This is a genomic window from Acinetobacter lwoffii, assembly GCF_024129685.1.
In the GTDB taxonomy this organism is placed as follows: domain Bacteria; phylum Pseudomonadota; class Gammaproteobacteria; order Pseudomonadales; family Moraxellaceae; genus Acinetobacter; species Acinetobacter lwoffii_X.
The window spans coordinates 1-6,977 of the sequence record NZ_JAMXXL010000058.1 but is presented as its reverse complement, the minus strand read 5'-3'; the positions used below and the strand labels follow the sequence as shown (position 1 = coordinate 6,977).

The window sequence follows — 6,977 nt, the reverse complement described above, 5'->3', positions numbered from 1 at the left end:
AAATTATCAAAGTTCTGTTGCTTTAGCCTGTATATTTTTATGGCTACCTTTATAGGGTTAATTATGAACAGTAAATGTCAACAGACCCTAAATAAATCATATGAATTTTATAAAATTACTTAGATAAAGCAACACGAATTAACATCTTTCATAAAGCCTTAGTATTATTGTTCTACTCTAAATTTTCACATTATTTTTAGAGCAATAATATGGGTTATATTATTTTAAGAGTCATATTAATTGGGGTTGGTCTACTCGCACTTCTTTCGTTGGGAGTCGGCATTTTCCAACAAGATAGTTTATTTATTGTATTGGGTGTGCTTTTTGCTTTTGCCGCTTGGCTCATACACATGCAAACGCGACAACTTCGCAATAATCCCTTTTCAGAATAAAGATAAAAGACCAAACTATGTTGGTCTTTTATTTACGCTTTTAACCCGCTTTACCTGCAACAAACGGATTATGCTGCTTTTCAAAACCAATGGTGCTGATCAGCCCATGTCCTGAAATGAATTGAGTTTCATCTGGCAGGCTGAAACATTCACGCTGAATTGAATCTAAGAGCTGTTGATGATTGCCACGCGGGAAATCAGTCCGGCCAATTGAGCCTTTGAACAAGACATCACCTGTCCATAACAAGTCATAATTTTTGTTATAGAACATCACGTGACCCGGCGTATGGCCTGGAGCAAAACGCACTTCGAACTCCTCATTGCCGAGTTTGAGCACTTCACCACCTTCCAGCCACTGGGTCACTTCAACTTTTTCCGGAATCGGAAAACCATAACGTGCCGAAACTTCTTGAATCATGTCAAGCCAGAATGCATCTTCCTTATGTGGTCCGATTACTGGTATATCCCAAGCCTTTTTTAACGCGCCCACAGCACCCGCATGATCCAGATGGCCATGGGTCAGCCATAAGGCTTTAACCGTTAAACCCAGCGCGTCAACTTCAGCTTTCAGTTTTTCAGGTTCGCCCCCTGCATCAATCAAAATGGCTTCTTTAGTGTCCGCATCCCAAACGATGGAACAGTTTTGCTGAAATGCAGTAACTGGAACAATTTTGACTTGTAACATGGGGTGAAAAACCTCGGGCAAGTTAATGGGCAAGTGTCTGTGTCAATGCATCCAGATTAGCCTGTAGCAGACTGTTGAGCAATCGCAAATGATCTTCACGGCTATTTAATGCCGGAATATAACTATAGCTTTCTCCGCCTAGTGCTTTAAAAGTCTCGGCATTTTCGATTGCCAGCTCTTCAAGCGTTTCCAGACAGTCCGCAGAAAATGCAGGACTCATCACCTGAATGGATTTCACCCCCTGCTTCGCCCAATCTTCAAGTAAAACATCGGTATAGGGCTTGATCCACTCCTGTTTACCAAACCGCGACTGGAAGCTGATCGCGTATTGATCTTCATTTAAACCTAGTACTTCCGCCACCAATTTACCCGTGATGCGACAACGGTCGGCATAAGGATCGCCTTTATCGGCATATGGCTGTGGAATGCCGTGGAAAGACATCAACAATTTCTCTGGTTGACCATGAATTGCCTGATAATCACGTACACTTTGAGCCAGCGACTGGATAAATAAAGGATGTTGATAATAATCCCGGATCACTGTCAAACCGGGTAAATTGCGCTGTTTCACCACCCATTTCGCCACTGCATCGTATAGAGGTGCGGTCGAAGTGGCAGAATATTGTGGAAACAAGGGAAATAGAATCATGTGTTCCTGTGGCTGCGCTGAGACCTGTGCCAAGACATCCTGAATATTCGGATTGCCGTAGGTCATTGCAGGTACCACATTCAGTTCAAACTGCGGATAAAGCTGGGTGAGATGCGTCTTGACTGCTGCGACCTGCTCAAACAGAATTTCACGCATCGGCGAATCCTGTCCCCATACCTGCGCATAGGCCTGTGATACCCGCTTTGGACGGAAGGGCAAAATGAATAAGCGCAGAATGATTTGCCAAATCGGTTTAGGAATTTCTATCACACGCTGATCAGATAAAAACTGCTTGAGAAAACGGCGTACCGCAGGAATCGTAGGCTTATCTGGTGTGCCCAAGTTTGCCAATATAATCGTCACTTTCGCTTTAGCAGTAGAATACATTCAGTTCGTCCGTCAGGATATCAACCCCTGTACTTTAACAGCTTTTTATTTATTCTCTCTATGGATTAATACGCTGACTTATATTGAAAAGTGCGATCTAAATCCAGCAAGCTGCTATCCAGCAATTTTTGCGCTTTTGGCGTGATCTGCCACAGCATGCGCTGTCGGTCATCACGACCGGATGGCACAATCCAGTCATTCTGGCGCATTTGAATTTTTAAACTATGCAAGGCACGGATATTCATCTGGGCACGCGCCACTGCATGTGCACGCGGCATCTGTACCCGTGCATCCTGCAAACCGGTTTCATTCAGATATTCATTCATGCGCTTCGAGAAAAATTCCTCAGGGGTCGGATTGACAAAGGTGGAGCCCAGCAACGCCAACAATTGCGCCCAAGTCAGTTTCTTCTGGACTTTGATTTCCTTGAAGTTACCATCCTGATAAGCATGCATCCGGTATTCAAAAGAAAAAATTTCATGCATCGCTACTTTGGGCAAGCTCAGGAATGGATCAACTTCTGCAGTTCCGCCATCACGTTCCAGTTGAGCCACTTTGGCTTTAAGCTGGTCAATCTCGTCATGCAGCGCCTGGGTATTTTGCGGACGCACCCAGCCAGTCACCGGATAGCGCTCCAACATTTGCGGCATGTTAAAACGCACTGCCATTTCCAGATCGCGCAGGCTGCGGTAAGTAAAGACCTGATCGACTTCCTGCTGTAATAGTTGACGGAATTCCTTGAATTTTTCCTGTAATTCCGGTTTGGCATCATGCAATGCACTTTCACGTGATGCCGGATCATCATGCATAAACACAATAATCGGTTTTTGCTTGGTCACTGCATAAATATATTCGAGATGCATATAGCCAACACCCGATACCGACTGCTCTCCATACTGGCTTCCCAGCAGAATCACGACATAATCACAGTCATCAATCTGGCGGCGTGCAAATGCAGTATTCAGCGGTGTACGCTGTTCCAGTCCCCACGAGAAAAACCCCATTCCTACCAGTGTTTGAGACAGAATGATACGCTCCGGTTGCATTTCTGCCCCAGAGGTTGAGATGAACACTTGGTACCGTTTATCCAGCATGGGCTATCCTCTTCTCCTGTACATTTGGGTAAAAAATGCATCATCACATGCTTCTTTACCCAATATGGCCACCCCAAAATCAAAATATCTTTCTTCTTAAATTATAAAAATGAGTTTTAAACTGCACTCATATTACTGACCTGCCATTTTAAATCGGCCGGAATCAGGTGCTGCAAAATCGGTCGGAGCTGTTCAGCATTCTGCCCACTCACCACCAATTCAATTTTCACGCTTTCTTTAGACTCATGCTCAAATAATAACCCATTTTTAATTAAAATTCGGGCCGTTTGTCTTGCAACCGCGAATCCTGAGTCAATTAATGTCAGCTTTTGACCAAAAATATACTGAATTGACGATTTTAGGAAGGGGTAATGTGTACATCCTAACACTAAATAATCAGCGCCCTGATCTACAACTGGTTGTAAAATCTCTTTTAATGTCTGCAAACAGGCTGCACTCATCTGCTCCCCAGCCTCAACAAAAGGCACCAGATCCAGACTGGTCACAGGCAGGACTTTGACTTGAGCCGGTTCAGCAAAACGGGAAATGACATCTTTAATCAGCTGGCCACGGAAGGTTGCAGGCGTGGCCAATACCGCCACCGTTTTTGACTGGGTATTCAGGACTGCCGGTTTAAGCGCAGGTACCAAACCGATAATCGGAAAGTTTTCACCATAATAGTCACGCAAATAATCCAGACTAAAAGCGGAAGCGGTATTACACGCCACCACCGCAACTTTACAACCTTGACGATACAGCCACTCAACCGCCTGAGCCGTCAGGGCACGAATTTCCTGATCATCTCTCGGACCATAAGGCACATGTGCAGTATCCGCATAATAGACAAAGCGCTCATTGGGCAAATGGCGGGCAATTTCCAGGGCGACTGACAAGCCGCCTACGCCTGAGTCAAAAATACCAATCGGCGCATCTGCCGTGGCATTGGGCATCGGGTCTAATAGCTGGGAAATTGGTTGAATAGCGCTCATAACGTTGCAGGTGGCTTGTTTGAAATTTCTAGCGATCAAGCTTAAACCTCAGGTGCTCAAATGCAAGTCTAAATCACCACTTTTCAAACTTAAAACGGTTTCGCCTGCCGGATTTTCATCAAGCTCTCCCATCTCGACCAGATGTAAAAATGCAGCGCGCTGGATTAGGGCATTGATCCCGAAACGCACATGCACATAAGGCCGTAGTTCACCTTTATATTCACGCATAAAGATTGGATGTTCAGCATCGACAACAATCAGGTCTTGCGTAGTCGTGCCCAGTTGCAGATAAGTCACTCCATTGATCTCAACCTGATCGACCTGATTGACAAATAAAGGTTCATCTTCAACTTCGATTTCAATCATTTCTACTGGTGTTTTTAGATAGAATTTATCGTTTTCTTTCCAGAGCACCGTTGCAAACAGGTCAATCATCGGCTGACGCTTGATCAATTGACCTTCGTGCCACCATTCGCCGTTGGCTAAAACCTTGAGATCCATTGTGCCACAATGCTTTGGCTGCCATTGCTCCAAAGGGGGTATTGACCTTTTGTGACTGCCCTGTGCATCTTTTAAGTATTGTGCGATATCCATTAAATTTTTATCATCGGGATAAGTTACTTTTTTCGTCGGATTTGTGCTGGGTACTGGCTTATCCATAAAAGAAGACCTTAATGACGGAAAAATAATATGTTTCAGCCAATTGGCTAAAACCGGCTTTAAAACTATACTAGCCCAGATTATCAAAGACACCAGCATTTTTGTGTCTAGGAACCAAGAACACTTATGGCAGCACCCAATCATATGATTATGGTTGCCACCGAATAGTAATATGAGGAGTCCTACATGGAACACATCGAACGTGAATCGATGGAGTTTGACGTCGTCATCGTAGGCGCAGGCCCTGCGGGTCTTTCTGCTGCGATCAAAATCCGTCAACTTGCAATTGAAAACAACTTAAACGATTTGTCCGTTTGTGTCGTAGAAAAAGGCTCCGAAGTCGGTGCACATATTCTGTCTGGTGCTGTGCTTGAACCACGTGCCATGAACGAGCTGTTCCCCGACTGGAAAGAACAGGGCGCCCCGCTAAATGTCCCGGTGACCGAAGATAAAACCTTCTTCCTGCTGTCAGATGAAAAATCACAGGAAGCACCGCACTGGATGGTGCCTAAAACCATGCATAATGATGGCAACTATGTCATCTCGCTTGGCAACGTGGTGCGCTGGTTAGGCCAGAAAGCCGAAGAACTGGAAGTGTCGATCTTCCCAGGCTTTGCAGCCTCGGAAATTCTGTATCATGCCGATGGCACAGTCAAAGGCATCCAAACCGGTGACATGGGCATTGGTAAAGATGGCGAACCAACGCATAACTTTACCCCGGGTTATGAACTGCATGCCAAATACACGATTTTTGCTGAAGGCTGCCGTGGTCATTTAGGTAAACGTCTGATCCAGAAGTTCAACCTGGACAAGGACGCGGATCCGCAACATTACGGTATCGGCATTAAAGAGCTTTGGGAAATCGATCCTGCCAAGCATAAACCGGGTCTGGTCATGCATGGTGCCGGCTGGCCACTAAATGAAACTGGTTCTTCAGGTGGCTGGTGGTTATACCATGCTGAGAATAACCAGGTGACTCTGGGCATGATCGTAGATCTGTCTTACACCAACCCGCATATGTATCCCTTCATGGAAATGCAGCGCTGGAAAACCCATCCATTAATTAAGCAATATCTGGAAGGTGGTAAGCGTATTTCTTATGGTGCTCGTGCTGTGACCAAAGGTGGTTTTAACTCATTACCAAAATTCACTTTCCCAGGTGGCTCGTTAATTGGTGATGATGCCGGCTTCCTGAACTTTGCCAAGATCAAGGGTTCTCATACGGCAATGAAATCCGGCATGCTCTGCGGTGAAGCGGTCTTTGAAGCGATAGCTGCCGGTGTAGAAAAAGGCGGTGATCTGGCGGTGGCACGTGTAGTGGAAGGCGAAGATTTCTTTGTCAAAGAACTGACTGCTTATACCGACAAGTTCAACCATAGCTGGCTAAAAGAAGAGTTATACAACTCGCGTAACTTTGGCCCGGCAATGCACAAGTTCGGTCAATGGATCGGGGGTGCATTCAACTTTATCGACCAGAACGTGTTTAAAGTACCTTTCACCTTGCATGATCTGGTTCAAGACCATGCGGCGCTAAAAACCCAGGCGGCTGAAAGCTTCAAGCCAAACTATCCAAAACCGGATGGCAAGCTGACCTTTGACCGTCTGTCTTCAGTGTTTGTATCGAATACCGTGCATGAAGAGAACCAGCCAGCGCATTTGAAACTGACTGACCCGTCCATTCCGGTGGAAGTCAACCTACCGACATGGGATGAACCTGCGCAGCGTTACTGCCCAGCGGGTGTCTATGAAATCATGGAAAATAATGACGGTTCTAAGCGTTTCCAGATCAATGCAGCCAACTGTGTGCACTGCAAGACCTGTGACATCAAGGATCCATCTCAGAACATCACCTGGGTAACACCGGAAGGTGGCGGTGGTCCGAACTATCCGAATATGTAATATCCTTGCGGCAGGCTAAAACGTTATTTTACCTGCCTCATCTTGCGCAGCAGTGCTGCTCATATCCAAATATGTAATCTCTCATATGAGATAAAAATAAACCCGCTTTAAAGCGGGTTTATTTATGGATAAATATTAGATCTCTTTCATAAATCAAAAAATGATCTTCTTTTTGGTTAATATTTGCACTCCAAATTTCTTGGCATTCGTGCATAATCTGCG

General features: G+C 45.3%; 7 protein-coding genes. 2 read left to right on the top strand and 5 right to left on the bottom strand.

Annotation, left to right across the window (positions count from 1 at the left end; translation table 11 throughout):
* The first annotated feature begins 209 nt into the window (after positions 1–209).
* Positions 210–392 carry a hypothetical protein gene (locus NI464_RS15505; RefSeq protein ID WP_004278555.1) on the top strand — a complete coding sequence of 61 codons (183 nt, stop codon included), beginning with the start codon at positions 210–212 and terminating at the stop codon, positions 390–392.
* Positions 393–432: 40 nt separating this feature from the next.
* Here the strand turns inward: NI464_RS15505 and NI464_RS15500 are convergent, their stop codons facing one another.
* The 5 genes from NI464_RS15500 to NI464_RS15480 all read right to left on the bottom strand — a co-directional run bounded on the left by NI464_RS15500 (position 433) and on the right by NI464_RS15480 (position 4,856).
* A complete protein-coding gene (locus NI464_RS15500; protein WP_253139483.1) occupies positions 433–1,077 on the bottom strand; it encodes an MBL fold metallo-hydrolase in 645 nt (214 codons plus the stop codon).
* A 22-nt stretch (positions 1,078–1,099) separates the two neighbouring features.
* Positions 1,100–2,113 (bottom strand): ferrochelatase, encoded by a 1,014-nt coding sequence (hemH, locus tag NI464_RS15495; RefSeq protein ID WP_005102935.1) that lies wholly within the window; start codon positions 2,111–2,113, stop codon positions 1,100–1,102.
* A gap of 65 nt (positions 2,114–2,178) precedes the next feature.
* Positions 2,179–3,207: a DUF4062 domain-containing protein gene (locus tag NI464_RS15490; RefSeq protein WP_005102932.1), complete on the bottom strand. Its 1,029-nt coding sequence runs from the start codon at positions 3,205–3,207 to the stop codon at positions 2,179–2,181.
* A 116-nt stretch (positions 3,208–3,323) separates the two neighbouring features.
* Entirely contained in the window at positions 3,324–4,196 is an 873-nt protein-coding gene (gene murI, locus NI464_RS15485) for a glutamate racemase (RefSeq protein WP_005102929.1), read from the bottom strand.
* Positions 4,197–4,244: 48 nt separating this feature from the next.
* Positions 4,245–4,856, bottom strand: coding sequence for a DUF1285 domain-containing protein (locus NI464_RS15480; RefSeq protein ID WP_005102927.1), 612 nt, complete (start codon positions 4,854–4,856; stop codon positions 4,245–4,247).
* A gap of 186 nt (positions 4,857–5,042) precedes the next feature.
* Here NI464_RS15480 and NI464_RS15475 point away from each other — a divergent pair, with 186 nt between their 5' ends.
* Positions 5,043–6,755, top strand: coding sequence for an electron transfer flavoprotein-ubiquinone oxidoreductase (locus NI464_RS15475; protein ID WP_253139480.1), 1,713 nt, complete (start codon positions 5,043–5,045; stop codon positions 6,753–6,755).
* Positions 6,756–6,977: the final 222 nt, after the last annotated feature.

Bases quoted from the DNA above. Each gene is read 5' to 3' on its own strand.
- NI464_RS15505 (WP_004278555.1), top strand. From the start codon at position 210: ATGGGTTATATTATTTTAAGAGTCATATTAATTGGGGTTGGTCTACTC.
- NI464_RS15500 (WP_253139483.1), bottom strand. From the start codon at position 1,077: ATGTTACAAGTCAAAATTGTTCCAGTTACTGCATTTCAGCAAAACTGT.
- NI464_RS15490 (WP_005102932.1), bottom strand. From the start codon at position 3,207: ATGCTGGATAAACGGTACCAAGTGTTCATCTCAACCTCTGGGGCAGAA.
- NI464_RS15480 (WP_005102927.1), bottom strand. From the start codon at position 4,856: ATGGATAAGCCAGTACCCAGCACAAATCCGACGAAAAAAGTAACTTAT.
- NI464_RS15475 (WP_253139480.1), top strand. From the start codon at position 5,043: ATGGAACACATCGAACGTGAATCGATGGAGTTTGACGTCGTCATCGTA.
- hemH (WP_005102935.1), bottom strand. From the start codon at position 2,113: ATGTATTCTACTGCTAAAGCGAAAGTGACGATTATATTGGCAAACTTG.
- murI (WP_005102929.1), bottom strand. From the start codon at position 4,196: ATGAGCGCTATTCAACCAATTTCCCAGCTATTAGACCCGATGCCCAAT.